The 16656-nt window shown below is 70.8% G+C and carries 14 protein-coding genes; 9 read left to right on the top strand and 5 right to left on the bottom strand.

Features of this window, described 5'->3' with window-relative positions:
• Positions 1-33: 33 nt before the first annotated feature.
• The 3 genes from OZ403_RS33380 (at position 34) to OZ403_RS33390 (ending at position 4839) form a co-directional block, all read left to right on the top strand.
• The gene (locus OZ403_RS33380; RefSeq protein ID WP_140795266.1) at positions 34-1461 is read left to right on the top strand and encodes a M50 family metallopeptidase; all 1428 of its coding nucleotides are present in this window, start codon (positions 34-36) and stop codon (positions 1459-1461) included.
• An 82-nt stretch (positions 1462-1543) separates the two neighbouring features.
• The gene (locus tag OZ403_RS33385) at positions 1544-2608 is read left to right on the top strand and encodes an acyl-CoA desaturase (protein ID WP_140795267.1); all 1065 of its coding nucleotides are present in this window, start codon (positions 1544-1546) and stop codon (positions 2606-2608) included.
• A gap of 197 nt (positions 2609-2805) precedes the next feature.
• Positions 2806-4839: a chloride channel protein gene (locus OZ403_RS33390; RefSeq protein ID WP_140800816.1), complete on the top strand. Its 2034-nt coding sequence runs from the start codon at positions 2806-2808 to the stop codon at positions 4837-4839.
• Between the two features lie 12 nt (positions 4840-4851).
• Here OZ403_RS33390 and OZ403_RS33395 read toward each other — a convergent pair whose 3' ends face one another.
• Positions 4852-6060: a glycosyltransferase family 4 protein gene (locus OZ403_RS33395; protein ID WP_268784922.1), complete on the bottom strand. Its 1209-nt coding sequence runs from the start codon at positions 6058-6060 to the stop codon at positions 4852-4854.
• A gap of 241 nt (positions 6061-6301) precedes the next feature.
• Here OZ403_RS33395 and OZ403_RS33400 point away from each other — a divergent pair, with 241 nt between their 5' ends.
• Positions 6302-6814, top strand: coding sequence for a GNAT family N-acetyltransferase (locus OZ403_RS33400; RefSeq protein ID WP_140795268.1), 513 nt, complete (start codon positions 6302-6304; stop codon positions 6812-6814).
• Between the two features lie 17 nt (positions 6815-6831).
• Here the strand turns inward: OZ403_RS33400 and OZ403_RS33405 are convergent, their stop codons facing one another.
• Together OZ403_RS33405 and OZ403_RS33410 are read right to left on the bottom strand one after the other, a co-directional pair.
• Positions 6832-7362 carry a peroxiredoxin gene (locus OZ403_RS33405; protein ID WP_140796692.1) on the bottom strand — a complete coding sequence of 177 codons (531 nt, stop codon included), beginning with the start codon at positions 7360-7362 and terminating at the stop codon, positions 6832-6834.
• Between the two features lie 48 nt (positions 7363-7410).
• Positions 7411-8703 carry an amidohydrolase family protein gene (locus OZ403_RS33410; protein ID WP_268782660.1) on the bottom strand — a complete coding sequence of 431 codons (1293 nt, stop codon included), beginning with the start codon at positions 8701-8703 and terminating at the stop codon, positions 7411-7413.
• Positions 8704-8881: 178 nt separating this feature from the next.
• On the opposite strand from OZ403_RS33410, the gene OZ403_RS33415 reads away from it, so the two are divergent.
• The 3 genes from OZ403_RS33415 to OZ403_RS33425 are packed head-to-tail and all read left to right on the top strand — an operon-like array spanning position 8882 to position 12831.
• The gene (locus OZ403_RS33415; RefSeq protein ID WP_140795270.1) at positions 8882-10984 is read left to right on the top strand and encodes a serine/threonine-protein kinase; all 2103 of its coding nucleotides are present in this window, start codon (positions 8882-8884) and stop codon (positions 10982-10984) included.
• Positions 10985-11031: 47 nt separating this feature from the next.
• On the top strand, positions 11032-12057 hold the full coding sequence (locus tag OZ403_RS33420; RefSeq protein ID WP_140857170.1) for an extracellular catalytic domain type 1 short-chain-length polyhydroxyalkanoate depolymerase: 1026 nt from the start codon (positions 11032-11034) through the stop codon (positions 12055-12057).
• A gap of 24 nt (positions 12058-12081) precedes the next feature.
• Positions 12082-12831 carry a carbohydrate deacetylase gene (locus OZ403_RS33425; protein ID WP_268782661.1) on the top strand — a complete coding sequence of 250 codons (750 nt, stop codon included), beginning with the start codon at positions 12082-12084 and terminating at the stop codon, positions 12829-12831.
• On the opposite strand, the gene OZ403_RS33430 is transcribed toward OZ403_RS33425, so the two are convergent.
• Positions 12815-14713, bottom strand: a complete 1899-nt coding sequence (locus OZ403_RS33430; RefSeq protein ID WP_140795273.1) for an ATP-binding protein — start codon at positions 14711-14713, stop codon at positions 12815-12817. The genes OZ403_RS33425 and OZ403_RS33430 overlap by 17 nt on opposite strands.
• 161 nt (positions 14714-14874) lie before the next feature.
• Between OZ403_RS33430 and queF the strand changes: the two genes are divergently transcribed.
• Positions 14875-15243 carry a preQ(1) synthase gene (queF, locus tag OZ403_RS33435; protein WP_090488789.1) on the top strand — a complete coding sequence of 123 codons (369 nt, stop codon included), beginning with the start codon at positions 14875-14877 and terminating at the stop codon, positions 15241-15243.
• Positions 15244-15261: 18 nt separating this feature from the next.
• Here the strand turns inward: queF and OZ403_RS33440 are convergent, their stop codons facing one another.
• Complete coding sequence (locus OZ403_RS33440) at positions 15262-16275, bottom strand: serine/threonine-protein kinase (RefSeq protein ID WP_237078476.1); 1014 nt, start codon at positions 16273-16275, stop codon at positions 15262-15264.
• A gap of 176 nt (positions 16276-16451) precedes the next feature.
• On the opposite strand from OZ403_RS33440, the gene OZ403_RS33445 reads away from it, so the two are divergent.
• Positions 16452-16655, top strand: coding sequence for a hypothetical protein (locus OZ403_RS33445; protein ID WP_237077674.1), 204 nt, complete (start codon positions 16452-16454; stop codon positions 16653-16655).
• Position 16656 lies beyond the last annotated feature (1 nt).

The following is a 16656-nucleotide window of genomic DNA, read 5'->3' on the forward strand; positions in this document are numbered from 1 at the left end:
GCTCGGAGGTCCTAACGGTTAAGGTCCGTCCCCATGTTCCGCTTTCGTCTCGGGAGCATTCCCGTCGAAGTCCACCCCAGCCACCTGCTGGTGTCCGGCATGCTGGCCTGGAGCTCCGTCCCCGCGGCCCAGAACGGCTGGCCGTTCCGCCAGGTGGATGGAGCCCCCACCCTGGGCCACGCCAGCGCGATGGTGGTCTACATCCTGTCGTGGATGCTCATCGTCTTCGTGTCCGTGCTCATCCATGAGATGGGGCATGCGCTGGCCAGTCGCCTGTTCGGCTACCGGCCAAGCATCGCGCTCGTCTGGATGGGTGGCCACACGCTCCCCACCGACGCGCCAGGTCCCCTGCCGTGGAAGCGGGACTTACTCATCACCGCGGCCGGCCCCTTCTTCGGGCTGATGCTGGGGGTGACGAGCGGGCTGGGCTACGTCCTGTTCGAGGGCCGCTCGCCCGCGCTCGACTTCTTCCTGCTCACCTTCATGATCGCCAACTTCTTCTGGGCGTTCCTGAACATGCTGCCCGTGCTCCCGCTGGATGGGGGGCGCATCACCACCACCCTGGCCACGCGGATGTTCGGTCCGCGGCGCGGCTTCGTGCTGGCGCAGGGGCTGGCGCTGCTGGTGTGCGTGGGTGCCGTGGTGTACGGCCTGCGGTCGGGTTGGCTCCTGCTCACCCTCATCTTCGCCATGTACGGCATGCAGTCCTTCCGCGTGGTGGCGGAGGCGCTGCGCAACGGACAGGCGCAGAGCGTCCCACTGGAAGGGCCGCTGGCGGAGAAGCTGCGCGAGGCCCGGGCCGCGCTCGACGCGGGCCGCATGGACGAGGCGCGGCGGCTGGGCGCGTCCGTGCTGGAGGCCAACGAGGGCCTGACGCCAAGGGTGGCCAGCCATGCCCACCACCTGCTGGGCTGGCTCGCCCTGAAGGAGGGCCAGGGCCGCCAGGCGCTGGACCACTTCTCGCAGGTACAGGGCCTGCCCGTGGAGCCACACGCGGTGGCGGCGTCCTTCTCCCTGGTGGGCGATGACGCCCGCGCGGTGGAGTGGTGGAAGCAGGCCTGGCAGGCCTCGTCGGACCGGACCGTGATGCACGAGTACGCCGGCACGCTCATCCGCATGGGCCGTGAGTCGGAGGCCCTGAAGCTTCCGGGCCTGGACCCGGAGGCGGCGTTCTCCTGCGCGGAGCGGGTGCTCTTCATCCGGGGCGCGTACTCGGAAGCCGCGGCCGTGGGCGAGGCGGCGCTGAAGCACGCGCCCAGCGCCACGCTGGCCTATGACGCGGCCTGCGCCCATGCCCGCGCGCGCAACGTGCCTGACGCGATGCGGTTGCTGCGCCGCGCCACGGAGCTGGGCTTCACCGATGGGGCCTATGCCGCCTCGGACGAGGACCTGGCTCCGCTCCATGGGTACCCCGCATTCGAGGAGTGGTTGACGGAGCTGCGGCAATCGGCCGCCTCCTGACAGAGGGATGACAGGCGGGGGTGTTGATGCGGGGTGAGGCTGAGCACGTTCCAGCTCGGCCCACCCAGCGCACGAGGCTCCCTTGCAGACACCGTCTCCAGCCCTGCCCGCGGCGGATGAGCGCCTCAACTGGCTCTCCTCCGTCCCCTTCTTCGCAGTCCACCTGATGTGCCTGTTCGTCTTCGCCGTCGGGGCGAAGCCGGTGGACGTGGCCGTGTGCGTCGGCCTCTACGTCGTGCGCATGTGGGGCATCACCGCGGGCTTCCACCGGTACTTCTCCCACCGGGCCTTCAAGACGGGACGTGTCTTCCAGTTCATCCTCGCCTTCGTGGGCAGCATGTCCGCGCAGAAGGGCGTGCTGTGGTGGGCGGCGCACCACCGCCACCACCACCGCTATTCAGACCAGGCGGAGGACATCCACTCGCCCCTGCAGAAGGGCTTCTGGTGGAGCCACGCAGGGTGGATTCTCTCCGACAAGTACAACGACACCCGCATGGAGGGCATCAAGGACTTCGCCCGCTTCCCGGAGCTGGTGTGGCTCAACCGCTTCCACCTGGTGCCGCCCGTCCTGCTGGCCGTGGCCCTCTACTTCATCGGCGGCTTCTCCATGCTGGTGTGGGGCTTCTTCGTCAGCACCACCCTGCTGTGGCACGGCACCTTCACCATCAACTCGCTCAGCCACATCTTCGGCAAGCGCCGCTACAAGACGACGGACACCAGCCGGAACAACTGGCTGCTGGCGCTCGTCACCCTGGGCGAGGGGTGGCACAACAACCACCACTTCCATCAGAACACCGCCAACCAGGGCTGGTTCTGGTGGGAGGTGGACCTCAGCTACTACTCCCTGAAGGTGCTCTCCTGGTTCAAGGTGGTGGAGGGGCTGCGGCTTCCCTCCGAGGCCACGAAGTACGCGTTCCAGAAGTACACCGACGAGGAGCGCGCGGCGCTGGCGGCCCCCACCCGCTTCTGGGGTGCTTCAGGCGCGCGGGCCCAGTTCGTGGCCACGAAGGCCGCGGGCGATGCGGCGCGGGCCGCCAGTGACGCGGCGAAGGCCGCGGGCGACAAGGTGCGTGAGGCCCTGACGGCCGCCGCGGACCACCTGCCCACCTCCGCGCCGCCATCCTCCGCCATGCTCAAGCGGCGGTAGCCGTTCGAAGCTGAATCGAAACCGCGACGCGCCTGCCATGGGCGCGACCCGACGGCTGGCCGCCCTGCACACGTCCGCGTCACGAACCTTGAGTGGCGCCTGACCCACTGTTAGTGGGACCTGCAATGACCGCAGGGGATGTACCCGCATCAAGCGCGGCGGCCCAGCGCGCAATCTGGACGCAGCTGCGCGCGGTGATGGGCCGCTTCGTCCACGCCGCGCTGAGAGCGTCCAACCGCCTGCGGCTGCCGGGCCCCTCAGTCCTACCGGTGGCGGGCGCGGTGGTCGGCCTGTACAGCGGGCTGGCGGCCGGCATCTTCTCCAACCTCATTGGCCTGGTGAGCGGGCTCACCTTCGGGGCGGCCTCGCTGAAGCACACGCTTCGCCAGGGCCAGTTCCAGTCGCTCATGGAGGCGTTCGCCGCGGCCCGCTGGCATCCGGAGTACGCCTTCATCGGCGTGCCCCTGGCATCCGGCGCGCTGCTGCTGGCGCGCATCATCGAGCCGGGCGGGCCCCGTGACGAGGTGAAGCGCCGGCTGCGCCTGCTGGCCCTGCTGACGCTGGGCGGGCTGTCGCTCTACTACCCGCTGGTGGCGCTGTCCGCGCTCAACAGCGTGTTCGGACACAGCCACAACCTGCCCGAGGCGCTGCCCCACCTGCCCTGGTGGCTGATGCTGCTGGCGCCCACGCTGGGCGGCGTGGTGGTGGGCCGGCTGCTGCGGGACAGGCCCGAGACGCATGGCCACGGCGTCCCCGAGGTGGTGCGGGCGGTGAAGAGTGGCGCCAATGCCCTGCCGGCGGACCGGGGGCTGCTGAAGCTGGTGGCGTCCGCCATCACCATTGGCAGCGGCGGCTCGGCGGGCCGTGAGGGGCCCATCGTCTACGGGGGCGCGGCGTTCGCCTCCACCGTGGGCCGGGTGCTGGGCTTCAGCCGCAAGGAGCTGTCCATCCTCCTGGCGTGCGGCGCGGGCGCGGGCATCTCCGCGTCCTTCAACGCCCCCATCGCCGGCGCCGTGTTCGCGATGGAAATCATCCTTCGCGAGTTCGAGCTGCGCGTCTTCTCCCCCATCATCCTGGCCAGCGTGGCCGGCACCCTGGTGAGCCAGGGCGTCATGGGTGAGTCCGCCATGCTCCGGCACGTTCCCTACGAGCTGGTCAGCGGCGGCGAGGTGCTGGCCTACGCGGGCCTGGGCATCACCTGTGGGCTGCTCGCCTTCACCTTCGTGCAGTTGCTGCACGGCGTGGAGCACTACTTCCATGGCCATGGGAAGGACCGGCTGTCCCCGTGGCTGGGCAGCAAGCCGCTGCCGCTGCGCGCGGGACTGGGCGGTCTGTGCGCCGGCATCCTGGCCTTCGCCAGCCCCACCGTCTGGGGCAGCGGGCACGACTACATCAACCTGGCCGCGCTGGGACGGCTGCCCTTCCTGTTCCTCATCACCGCGTGTCTGCTGAAGCTGGTGGCCACGGCCATCACCATCGGCTCGGGCGGCTCGGGCGGGACGTTCTTCCCGGCGGCGCTCATTGGCGCCATGGCGGGCGGCGCCTTCGGCACCCTGGTGCACTACTTCTTCCCGGAGAGCACAGGCCCCAGTGGCGCGTATGCCCTGGTGGGCATGGGCGGCGCGGTGGCGGCGCTCACCCGCGGCCCGCTCACGGGCATGATGATGCTGTACGAGCTGAGCGGGAATCACGACATCATCCTGCCGCTGATGGTGACGTGCACCATCGCCTCGGCGCTCTGCCACTACCTCACCGAGCGGAAGACGCCGAAGGTCCAGAGCGACGCGGACCTGCTGGAGGCCACCCCCGTCCGCTCGCTGATGGCCCACCTGACACCCGTGCCCGCGGGCACGCCGCTGCGGGCGCTGACGGACCTGCTGCTCACCTCCGAGGCGGGCACCCTGCCCGTCCTGGACACCGTGGGCCGCATCTACGGCACCGTGCAGGTGGAGCAACTGCGCGAGGTGTGGCGCGACGAATCCGTGTACCCGCTGCTGGTGGCCAGTGACCTGGCGCGCAAGCTGCCCGCGCTCTCCCCCGACGCGAACCTGTCCCATGCCCTCCACGTCATGGACCACGAGGACGTGGACGCCCTGCCCGTCAGCGTCCCGGCGGGCAGCCCCACCTGCGGGCTGCTCACCCGCGCCGCGGTGCGCAGGTTCCTCTTCGCGCAGCATGCCCAGGCCCACGCGTCGGGCGACTACCCTGTCAGCCCCACCGAGGCGAGTTGACGCCCCACCCGCTCATTGCGTGGGGGTGCCCGCTGGAGACAGCGCATCCCGCGTGCCGATGAGGCTGGCGTAGGCGGAGAGATAGCGGCTGGCCATCCGCCGGGGCGTGTACGTCAGCGCCCAGGCCCGCGCGCGCAGGGCCAACCGGGTGCGCAGCCCGGTGTCCTCGCGCAGCCGCTCCAGCGCCTCCACCAGGGCGTCCACGTCGTCCGGAGGCACGAAGCACGCGGCCCCATCTCCCCACACCTCGCGCAGCGCCGGGATGTCGCCCAGCACCAGCGCGCAGCCGGACAGGGCCGCCTCCAGCGCGGTGAGGCCAAAGGGCGCGTACCGGGCCGGTAGCACATAGATGGATGCGCGCGACATCCACTCCGCCAGGACATGCGGCTCCAGGTGCCCCATCCACTGAAGGTGGCGCGGCTCCGCCTTCCGCTCGGAGGGATGGCGCGCGTCTCCCGCGAGCCGCACCGGCCAACCCAGGCGGGGCGCGGCGGCGTCCAGCACGGCGACATTCTTCGCGGCGTCCCACGGACTGCCCACGCTGAGGATGAAGGGCTCCCGCTCCGAGCGGGGCGGCACCCGGTCCGCGCGCCGGGCATGGGGGATGACCTCCGCGGCGGTCAGCGGGCCGTAGTGCATCTGGAGGGAATCAAGCAGGTCCCGGCTCGGCGTCACCACCCGGCCCGCGGCGCCCAGGCCCGCGGTGACGGCCTCGCGATAGCGCGCATGGCACGCGGGCGCGTCCTCGCCCTTCACCGCCCGCCACCAGGACAGCCTGCATGCGTGCCCCACCACCAGGGGCCGGTGCAGCCACGGCAGCGCCCCGTGCACGTAGCCATTGAGGTGCACCACGTCCGGACGCACCCGGCGCTCCAGCGCGAGCAACCAGTCGCCCGCCGAGAGCACGTCGTCCCACGGGTCCTCCATCCACTCCAACCGGAAGCGCCCTTCCTCCACGGAGAGGTTGGGGATGCCTCGCGCCTCCGCCCACTGCGCGCTGGTGAGCGGCGCCCCCATGGTCGCCAGCGTCACCTCCACCCCGTGCGGCGCTAGCGCCCGGGTCAGCTCCAGCGCGTACGTCCAGACGTCGCCCACGGCGTCGGCCGTCATCAGCACCCGCCGCACCGTCCGGCTCGACGTGACGTCATTGCCGTGCGCATGCCTGCCCTCGCGGGGTGGGGCATGGGTCTCCTGGCCTTCCATTCCACTCGCCATGCGCATCCGCTGACTGTTCATGGTCCCCCCCGCCGAACCCCGGACTCGTGGAGGGCAACGTAGGCCGAGCGCCTCCGTGGGAGGATTGCCCCACCGCGCGCCCTCCCTGCATGACATCCGATGGATGGAGAGACGAGGACCCGCCCGGGCCCCTCCTCGTCCGTCCGCCAGGCCCAGCAGATACCCTCCGCGACACCCTGGCCGACGGACGCTCAAAGGGTCATGCTGGGAACACGAGAGGCCCTCCATGGAGATTCTCCGAGCGACTCCGTCCGAGCACACGCTGCTTCGAAACCTCTACCCGCTCTACCTCCACGACCTGAGCGAGTTCGGCGTCGACTACGCCATGGACGAGCAGGGGCGCTGGCGGCCGGACTTCCTGCCCACGTGGCTGGTTCCCGCCCCCGAGGTCCATCCCCTGCTGCTGCGCTGGGAGGGCCGCGTCGTGGGCTTCGCCTTCGTGGGGCAGTCCCCCTTCCCCTACATGACGCCTGGACGCGACTTCCGGATGAGCGAGTTCTTCATCCTCCGAAACGAGCGGCGCAGCGGCCTGGGCCGGCTCGCGGCCAGGGCCGTGTTCGACCTCTTCCCCGGCATCTGGGAGCTGTCCCAGCTGCCGCGCAACCGCCCCGCCATCACCTTCTGGCGCAGCGTCATCGACGAGTACACGGGGGGCGCCTTCGAGGACACCTTCATCGATGGCTCACCCGCGCAGGTCTTCGACAGCCGGCAGCGCGTGGCACCCGCGCAGGGACGGTAGCCACGTGCCTCGCGCGGCTACTTCGTTCCCGAATCCGGCGCCTTCGCGTCCGCGCCGGCCGGTTTGCGCAGCGGGCACGCGACAATCGCTCCGTGCGGGTTGATGGCGTCGCTGCCGGACTCGACCTTGAGAATCTTCAGGCCCTCACCCACGACGAACGTGTACCGCTTCGGCGCCGACAGCAGCGGCATCTTCACGTCATAGGCGGAGACGACCTTGCCTTCCGGGTCGGGGATGAACGGGAACGGCGCCTTCAGCTCGGCCTTGAAGCGCGTGAGCGTCTCCGCGTCATCCATGCTGATGGCCAGCACCTGCCCCTGCGCCTTCTCCACGTCCGCGTAACGGTCCCGGTACGCCTTGAGCTCGCGGGTGCAGCCTCCCGTGAAGGCCTTGGGGAAGAAGGCCAGGATGACGGGGCCCTTCTTCACCATCTCCGACAACGTATAGACGTTCCCCGCAGAGTCCTTCGCCGTGAAGTCCGGCGCCGTCTCTCCGGCCTGGGGAATGGCACCGCTGAAGAATCCCGCAACGAGCAATGGCACGAGCATGGGCGGGACTAGACAGGACATCCCGCCCATGGACAAGACAGCGGAGGGCTACTTCTTCGCCGCCTCCGCCATCCGCGCCCACACCGCCGACGCGGCCTCGCGCGCCTGCTCCGCCACCACGGAGGGACTCACCGACAGCGGCCGACGGGCCCACATGCGCCACACGCCATCCACCATCACCGCCTCCACGTGCCGGCTGCCCAGACCGAACACCACGTGCCAGGCCAGGTTCTCCGCCGTCAGCGGCGTGGCCGGCAGGTAGTCCAGGATGAGCAGGTCCGCGAGCGAGCCCTCGCGCATGGGCCCCACCGACGCGTCGAAAATCTGCGACGCCATGCGGTGCCCGTTGGCCAGGTAGCGCAGCACATCGATGGGCTGCCCCGCCTCACGTGAGCGCAGGTACGCCGCCTGCGCCTCCGCGAACAGGTCCGCCGACACGCCATCCGCGCCCAGCGTGGCCCGGGCCCCGAACTTCAGCGCCGGCGCGTAGCCCACCTCCAGCCCCTGGTTGGCGCGCGGCGTGTGCACCAGCCACGCACCGGTGGCAATCACCTGCGCCAGGTCCGCCCAGTCCAGGTGGCCCACGTGCGCCAGCTGGCTCTTGGGCGACAGTAGGCCCGCCTCCAGCAACCGCGACACCGGCGAGGCACCGTAGTTCTCGTTGGACAGGCGCTCGTCGAGCGGGTCCTCCGCCAACGGCAGGTGCAGGCCGCCATCGCCCAGCGCCTTCAGCGCCTCCGCCAGGCCCGACAGCGCATCCGGCCCGATCGTGAAGCACGGCGCCGCGCCCACCTGCCCCCGGAAGCGCCCCTTCGCCTTCTTCGCGAAGCTGACCGTTTCCTCCAGCCCTTCTTCGCGGCCGAGCGCCCCCTGGCGGTCGGACACCGCGTAGGCGAGCACGCCGCGCACGCCCACCTCATGGAGCCCGCGCGCCAGCCGCACCAGCGAGCCCGAAATCGCCTTGGGCGACGAGTGCAAATCGCACACGGTGGTGGTGCCGCACTGAAGCGCCTCCAGCCCTCCGGCACAGCCCGCCACCTGCACGGCGTCCAGGTCGAGCGCGTTCTCATACGGCCAGGCCACCTGCTCGAGGATGTCCTGGTAGGTCTCCAGCGGCGGGCGTGGCATGCCACGGCCCAGCACCGCGTACAGGCGGTGGTGCGCGCTCACCAGCCCCGGGAAGACGAGCTTGCCCGACAGCGCCACGACTTCGTCATCCGGGCCCGGCGTCAGGTCCGGCCCGCGGGCGACGATTCGCTCTCCTTCGATGCGCAGGTCCACGCGCTCGACCAGCGCCGGCTCCAGTTCGACGACGTAACCACCCTTGAGGACTGTGCCCAACCATCCCTCCGGCCGCAGCGCGTGCGTGTGTCTGGGCCACCTCCCGCCAGGCCCACGAGACAGGCGGGACGTTAACATTCCCGCTCCCTCGCGCGAGTGGGCAGGTAGAGGACCCCCACCCGCCGTAATGGCCACAACACTGTGCGCGGAGGGCGCCTACACGTAGACTGCGCGCACTTTGGAGCCGGAGCAGAACCCCTATCAGGTGGGTCGCTACCGACTGTCCGCGCGAATCGCGACAGGCGGCATGGCGGAGGTGTACCTGGGCCGCCGCGTCGAGGACGACGGCAGCCGTGGGCCCTCGGTCGCGGTGAAGCGCTTGATGCCGCACCTCGCCTCGGACCGGCGCGTGGTGCAGATGTTCCTCAACGAGGCCCGCATCACCGCGCAGGTGCGGCACCCCAACGTCGTCACCATCATCGAGCTGGGCATGGAGGGCACCGAGCCCTTCATCGCCATGGAGCTGCTGGAGGGACGTTCGTTCGCCGAGCTGCGCCAGGAGGCCGCCGAGCACGGACACCGCGTGCCGCTGGGCATCACCCTGCGCGTGCTGGTGGAGGCCTGCCGGGGCCTGGACGCGGCGCACCGCGCCGTGGATGAAGCGGGCCGGCCGCTGCGCATCGTCCACCGCGACTTCACGCCCGACAATATCCACGTGGGTGTGAATGGCGCGGTGAAGGTCATCGACTTCGGCATCGCCAAGGCGGACGCGCTGGGCTCGGGCACGGAGCCCGGCATCCTCAAGGGCAAGTTCTTCTACATGTCGCCGGAGATGATTGCCGGCAAGCCGGTAGACCACCGCGCCGACCTGTTCGCCGCGGGCGTCATGCTCTACGAGCAGCTCTGTGGCCGCCGGCCCTTCACCGGCCTGTCCGCCGACGAGGTGCTGGGCCGCATCGCGGAGGGACGCCCCAAGCCGCCCACCGCCTTCGACCCGTCCGTGCCCACCGCGCTGGAGCTGGTGTGCCTCACCGCGCTGGCCCGCGAGCCGGCCGCGCGCTTCGACAGCCTGGAAGCCTTCATCGCCGCCATCGAGTCGATTGGTGGCGCCGCGGAGATGGCCACGCCCGAGCAGTTGGCCGCCTACGTGGATTCGCTCTTCCCTCCGGACCGCGACCCCAAGCGACTGGCCCTGCGGCGCGCGCGGCTCGCGGACCCGTCCCACGGAAGTACGCCGGCGCCCCACACCCGGCCCATCCTGGGTGTGGTCGACGCGCCCACCGCGTGGCCCCAGGTCTCGCGGACCACGAATCCCGACGCGTCGACGGTGGCGGGCGCCACGCGGAAGGCACCCGCGGGCACGCTCCCACCGACGCCAGGAGCCGAGCACACCCCGAGCAGGCGACGCTCGCGCCTGGTCCCACTCCTCGCGGGAGTGCTCGCACTGGGCGCGGTGGGCGCGGGTGCGACGTGGTTCCTCACACGTCCCGCAGCGCCCCCCGCCGAGCGCCTGACCCGGGCGGAGTCCGCCACCACGGCGGATGCGAAGGCGGCAGCCCTGGAGGGACTGGCGTCCGATGACCGGGCGAGCGCGGAGGAGCTGAGCCGGGCGGGCGCGCTGCTGCTGGAAGCCGGCGCGCACGCGCAGGCCCTGACCCTGGCGGATGGCTTCGTGGCGCGATTTCCCAAGGACATCGAGGCGCACCTCATCGCCGCGCGCGCCGCCACGGAGCTGCGACTGGGCAAGCGGGCCGAGCGCGCCCTCGAGGAGGCCACCGCGCTGGCCCCCAAGGACCTCCGTCCGCCGCTGGCGCTGGCCGAGTTGCGCGAGCGTCAGGGGGACATCCCGGGCGCGCTGGCCGCGCTGGCCACGGTCCATGCCCGGAAGCCCGGCTCCTCGGAGGTGACGCCACGCTACGGCCTGCTGCTCTCGCAGAGTGGCCGGCTGGATGAAGCCGCCAGCGTGCTCTCCGCGTGGACACGCGCCCACGATGACGCCGCGAGCCTCGCCGAGCTGGGCTTCGTGCGCTTCCGACAGCAGCGCGTGGACGAGGCCGCCACCCTGCTCAAGCGCGCGATTCGGAAGGCGCCCAAGCTCGCCGTGGCGCACTACTACCTGGGGGCCGTGCTCTTCCGGCAAGGCGACACCGCGGGCGCCGAGCGTGCCTACGTCGAAGCGGACCGGCTCTCTCCCGAGGACCCACGAGCGCTGGCCTCCCGCTGCCAGCTCCACGCCCACACCGGCAACACAGCGGGTGTCACCGAGGTGAAGCGCGTGTTGTCCGAGCGCTTCCCGACGCGCGCGGAGGCGCTGGCCGCGGAGTGCGTCGCGGTGAAATGACGCCAACACTTCGTGCGTCACGGCCCCGGCCCATTAACTTCGAGGCCATGCGCTTTCGCAGAACCCGCCTCGTCCTCGGGGTCCTGCTCGCCGGTGTCACGGCGTGCTCGTCCTCGGACACCTCCCGCCGGCCCACGGAGGATGCCGGCATCGTCCCGCCGCCCACCGGCGAGGAGCCCACGGTGCCGGAGCGCACGGCCTGCACCGGCCTCACGGTGGGGCCTGGCACCTACGACTGGACGGTGGAGCACGACGGGCGCACCCGTCACTACCGCGTCCACGTCCCCCCGGGCTACGACGCCACCCGGCCCACCGCCGCCGTGGTGGCCTTCCACGGACTCGGCTCCAACGAGGTGGAGATGGAGGGGCTGATGCGCCTGTCCACGCTGGCCGACACGGAGGGCTTCCTCGCCGTGTATCCCCGGGGCCTCGGCGCCTCCGAAATCAATCACCAGGGGACTGACGGCACCTACCGGGGGTGGAACGCGGGCGCGTGCTGTGGCCCCGCCTGGACGGCCAAGGTCGATGACGTGGGCTTCGTGGACACGTTGCTTTCGGACCTGGACACGCGCGTGTGCGTGGACACGCGCCGGACCTTCGCCACGGGCTTCTCCAACGGCGGCTTCTTCTCGTACCAACTGGCCTGCCAGCGCGCGAGCCGCTTCGCCGCCATCGCCCCCGTGGCGGGCATGGAGGGCGCCACGCCCTGCAACCCGTCACGCCCCGTGCCGGTGCTGCACATGCACGGCACCGCCGACCCGGTCATCCGCTACCAGGGAGGCAGCAACCTGGGCCCCTTCGGCGGCACCTACCCGTCCGCCGAAGAGTCCGTGCGCCGCTGGGCCGAGCGCAACGGCTGTACGGGCCCCACCGTGGAGACGTACCAGCAGGGCGACAGCACCTGCACCGCCGCCACCGGATGCAGCCCGGAGTCCGCCACCGCGTCCCTGTGCACGGTGCAGGGCGGCCAGCACACCTGGCCCGGCTTCACGGACTTCAACCACGGCGGCACGCCCCACCTGGACGCCACGCGGGAAGCGTGGAAGTTCTTCCAGACACGTCCCCGGCCCTGAGCCCACCGCGAGGAGAGCCCCACCATGCATTCACGCGCCCTCATCATCAACGCCGACGACCTGGGCTACGACCCGGCCGTCACGCGCGGCATCCTCCGGTCCATGCGCGAGGGCGTCGTCTCGTCGGCCACCTTCATGGTGAACACGCCCTTCTCCGAGGCCGCCGCGCGCGAGGCCCGGGGCCTCTCCATCGGCCTGCACCTCAACCTCGCCCGGGGCACGCCCGTGTGGAGCGGCTTCCCGCGCGAGCTGCTCGGTGAGGACGGCGGCTTCGTGGAGGCGCGCGCGGGCAGCCTGCCGGCGGACGTGGTGGAGGCGGAGTCCTTCGCCCAGCTCGCTCGGCTCGCGGGCATGCTGGGCCAGCCGGCCACCCACGCGGACGTGCACAAGCACCTGCACCTGCACGCGGGGGTATTGGAGGGTCTGGCCCGGGCGGCGCGAAGCGTGGGCGTCCCGGTGCGCTCCATCAACGCGGAGATGCGGCGCACGCTGCGGGCCCAGGGCGTCGCCACCAACGCGCACTTCGTGGGTGACGCGGGCGCGGAGGCGTACTGGACGTTGGAGCGCTTCGCGTCGGAGCTCTCCGCCCTGCCCCAGGACGGCGTCATCGAGCTGATGTGCCACCCGGGCTACCGGCCGGAGACGCTGAAGAGCGGCTACTCGGCCCAGCGAGAGGTCGAGCTGGAGACCTTCCTCCACCCCCAGGCGCGGGAAGTCCTGGCCCGGGCGGGAATCGTCCCGGTGGACTTCCGCGTACTCACGTCCGGGAGCTGAGCAGGTCCAGCGGCGCCTCGGCCGAGGACCGCCGCTCCACGGAGAGCGCGTTGCGCACCCGGGTCACCAAATCCTCGGGCCGATAGGGGCGCGTACACAGCGACGTGCCCTCATGGGCCCACCAGGGCCGCTCGTCTCCGGCCAGCAGGATGGGCACCGGCCGCGCGCGCGGCAGCGTGGCGAAGGTCTCCAGGAAGACGCCTGTCTGCCCCTGCGTGGCGCTGGTGGACAGGACGATGAGGTCCACCGGCAGGTGCGTGGCCCTCCGCAGCGCCTCGGCCCCGTCGCGCGCCGTCAGCACCTCGAAGCCCTCGGAGAGCAGCACCTGCTCCGCCGCGGCCTCCTGGGTCTGGTCCTCGTCCAGCAGCAACAGCCGGTGGGGCAGCCGCCTCACGTCGTGCGCCGCCATGCGAGGCAGGCTCAGCGAGAAGGTACTGCCCTTCCCTTCCGCGCTGCGCATCGACAGCGCGCCGCCGTGAAGCCGGGCGATGGAGTGGCTGATGAAGAGGCCCAGCCCCAATCCGCCGAAGTTGCGGTGCGACACGTTGCGCGCCCGATAGAAGCGCTGGAACACCTGCGACTGGTCCGCGCCCGGAATGCCGATGCCGTGGTCCTGGACGTGGATGCGCGCCTCGCCCTGGGAGCGCTCCACCGTCACGACGATGGGCTCTTCCGACGCGCTGTACTTGTGCGCGTTCTCCAGCAGGTTCACCAGCACCTGCTCCAGCCGGTCCCTGTCCCCGCGCACCCAGACGCGCTCACGGGGCACCTCCACGGCGAAGGGCCGCTCGAAGGCCGCGCGGAAGTGGTCCACCACCTCCGCCACCAGTTGCCCCACCTCCAGCGGCGCCAGGCCCAGTGCCAGCCTCCCCGCGTCCAGGCGCGACGCGTCCAGCAGGTCCTCCACCAGCCCCACCAGCCGGTCCACCTGCCGCTTGGACTTGAGCACCGTGGCCAGCTCCACCGGCTGGCCCGACGACAGGCGCCGCTCCATGGTGAAGAGGCCCAGCTTCAACGGCGTGAGCGGCGTCTTCAGCTCGTGGCTGGCGATGGAGATGAACTCCTCGCGCACCTGGAGCGCAGCCTTGGCCTCGCGCAGCAAGCGCGCGTTCTCCACCGCCACCGCCAGCTGGTTCGCCGCGGCGCTCCACAGGTCCAACTCCCTCACGGAGAAGGACGTGCCCTGTTCCTTGTAGAGCAGCAGCAGTCCCACCGTCCGGCGCGGCGCGCACAGCGGCACCGCGGCGAAGATGGAGCCCAGGGAATCCCCATAGCCCCGCTGGATGCCCAGCTGCGCCTGACGCAGCGCCAGCGCCTGTCGGAACGGGTCCGACTGGGAGTCGAAGGTCGCCTCGGGGGACTCCGAGCCAGCCAGGTCCGACACCGCCACCCGGCGCAGGCTCCCGCCCTCCTCTTCGCAGAGGAAGACTTCGGCGCGGCGCACGTGCGCGCAGCGGACCAGGGCCACCACGGCGGCGGCGCAGACGCTGTCCACCTCCAGCGTCTCACCCACGGCACGGGCAATCTCCTGCACCGCCTGGGAGAAGGCCCCCTCGTCGTCCACGCCCGAGGGCTCCACGACCAGCCAGACACCCGCTGCCTCGCCCGCCGAGGCGGGCTTCACCTGCACACGGACCTGACGCAGGGCGCGGGTGATGACGTGGCCGGTGTGGGGCTCGCCGTCCCGGATGGCGCGCTCCAGGGCGTCCAGGCTCCGGGTGCGCTCCAGGGCGTCCCGCAGGTCGCCACCGGCGTGCAGCGCCACGCCCGTCTTGTGGGCGAATCCTTCCTCGCACCACTGCACGCGCAGGTCCGGACCGACGCGAACCAGCGCCAGCGGCAGGCACGAGAATGCATCTTCGACGTCGGAGGGAAGCGGCATGTGCTCGGGCGGGGGAAGAGGCTCCCCTTGATTATGAGCCCGCGCCCACGTGGCAACCGGGGGACCCCCAGGATTCCCCCCTGCTGGGCGCCAGGCGCGTTGGCAGGCGGACATCGAAGGGAGGGATGACACGCGGCGTTGGTGTGGTAGACGACAGCGCCATGCCCTCGCAGCCGTCCAAGGAACTGCAGACCTTCCCCAACCCCGCCGCCGATCGCGACTACGAAATCGTGTTCGACGTCCCGGAGTTCACCTGTCTCTGCCCGCTCACCGGTCAGCCCGACTTCGCACGTTTCAAGATCTCCTACGTGCCGGACCAGAGCTGCATCGAGCTCAAGAGCCTCAAGCTCTACATGTGGGCGTACCGCAATGAGGGGGCCTTCCACGAGAAGGTCACCAACACCATCGCGGACGACATCATCAAGGCCATCCAGCCGCGCAAGCTCACCGTGGTGGGCGACTTCTTCGTGCGTGGCGGTATCGGAACCATCGTCACCGTCACGCACGACAAGTCCAAGCAGCAGGCCTGAGCCACCACCCGCCGAGCCTCAGCGGGTGAGCTGCTCCACCAGCGGCGCCCACTGGGCCTGGGTGAAGTAGAGCCCCGTGCCAGCCGCCGTCATCAACGCGATGGCGGCGGCCAGGGCCCACTTCAGCTTCCCGCCCTGGCGGGAGCGCCCCGTGTCGAACCCCTCCACCGCGGCGTCCAGTTCGTGCGGCCGCATGAGCTGCTGGGCCTCCGTCTCCGTCAGCTTCTGACGGTGGCGCAGGAAGGCCACCAGCAGCGCCGCATGAGACACCTGCACCTCCTGCGCGAGGAAGACGTCCAGCTCGCGGCGCATGGCGGCGGCGTCTGGGAAGCGGTCCTCCGGCTTCACCTCCATGGCGCGCTGGATGATGCGCACCAGCGGCGCGGGGACGTTGGGCGCCACCTTGGAGAGCGGCGTGTATTTGCCGTCGCGAATCTTCGCGAAGACCTCGCCCGCCGTCTTGCCGTGGAAGGGCCGCGCGCCGGAGAGGGCTTCGTAGAGCAGCACGCCGAGCGAGAAGATGTCGGTGCGTCCATCCACCGGAACGCCCGTCACCTGCTCCGGGGACATGTACGACGGCGTTCCCACCGCCATGCCCTGCTGGGTGAGCGCCTCCATGCCCACGTCCTTGGCGATGCCGAAGTCCATCAGCTTCACCTCACCGGACTTGGTGAGCATGACGTTGGCGGGCTTGAGGTCGCGGTGGATGATGTGGCGGAAGTGCGCGTGGTCCAGCGCGCTGGCGATGCGCGCGGCGATGACGCCGGTGACGTCCGCTGGCAGCGGGCCTTCCTTGATGAGCGTGTGGAGGGTGGGGCCGTCCACCAGCTCCATCACCATGAAGAGGCTCTCGGCCTTCTCCACCATGTCGTAGAGCGTCACGATGTTCTGGTGGCGGAAGGCCGCGAGCGCGAGCGCCTCGCGCCGGAAACGCGACAACGTCTCCCTGTCGCGTTGGCCATCCGGGAGCAGCTCCTTGATGGCGACTTCGCGCTGAAGCATCTCGTGCAGGCCTCGGTACACCAAGGCCATGCCACCACGTCCCAGCTCTCCGAGTACGCGGTAGGCACCAATCTTCCGATGACGAACGGGCTTCGCAGCAGGGGGCACGGCGCGCAGGCTATCGAAGCAGGCGCACAGCGTCGATGGGGGGATGTGGCCGCGCACCGCCGGGCCGGGTCCGAACATTCATGTCCTGGCCCCGCACGATGAAAGCCCGTCTCCTCCTCCCCGTCCTCGCGCTCTTCACCTTCAGTGGCTGCTTCCACCATCACCACCACGACTCGCGTCCGCCCAAGTCGAAGAAGTCCAAGCGGAACAGCAAGCACTGCCACCCGAGCCAGTACTGGGACGGCACCGAGTGCAAGCACAAGGGCAAGGGCAAGGGCGCGCGCAAACACGACGGGCGATGAC

The organism is Myxococcus sp. NMCA1 (genome assembly GCF_026810205.1).
Taxonomy (GTDB): domain Bacteria; phylum Myxococcota; class Myxococcia; order Myxococcales; family Myxococcaceae; genus Myxococcus; species Myxococcus xanthus_A.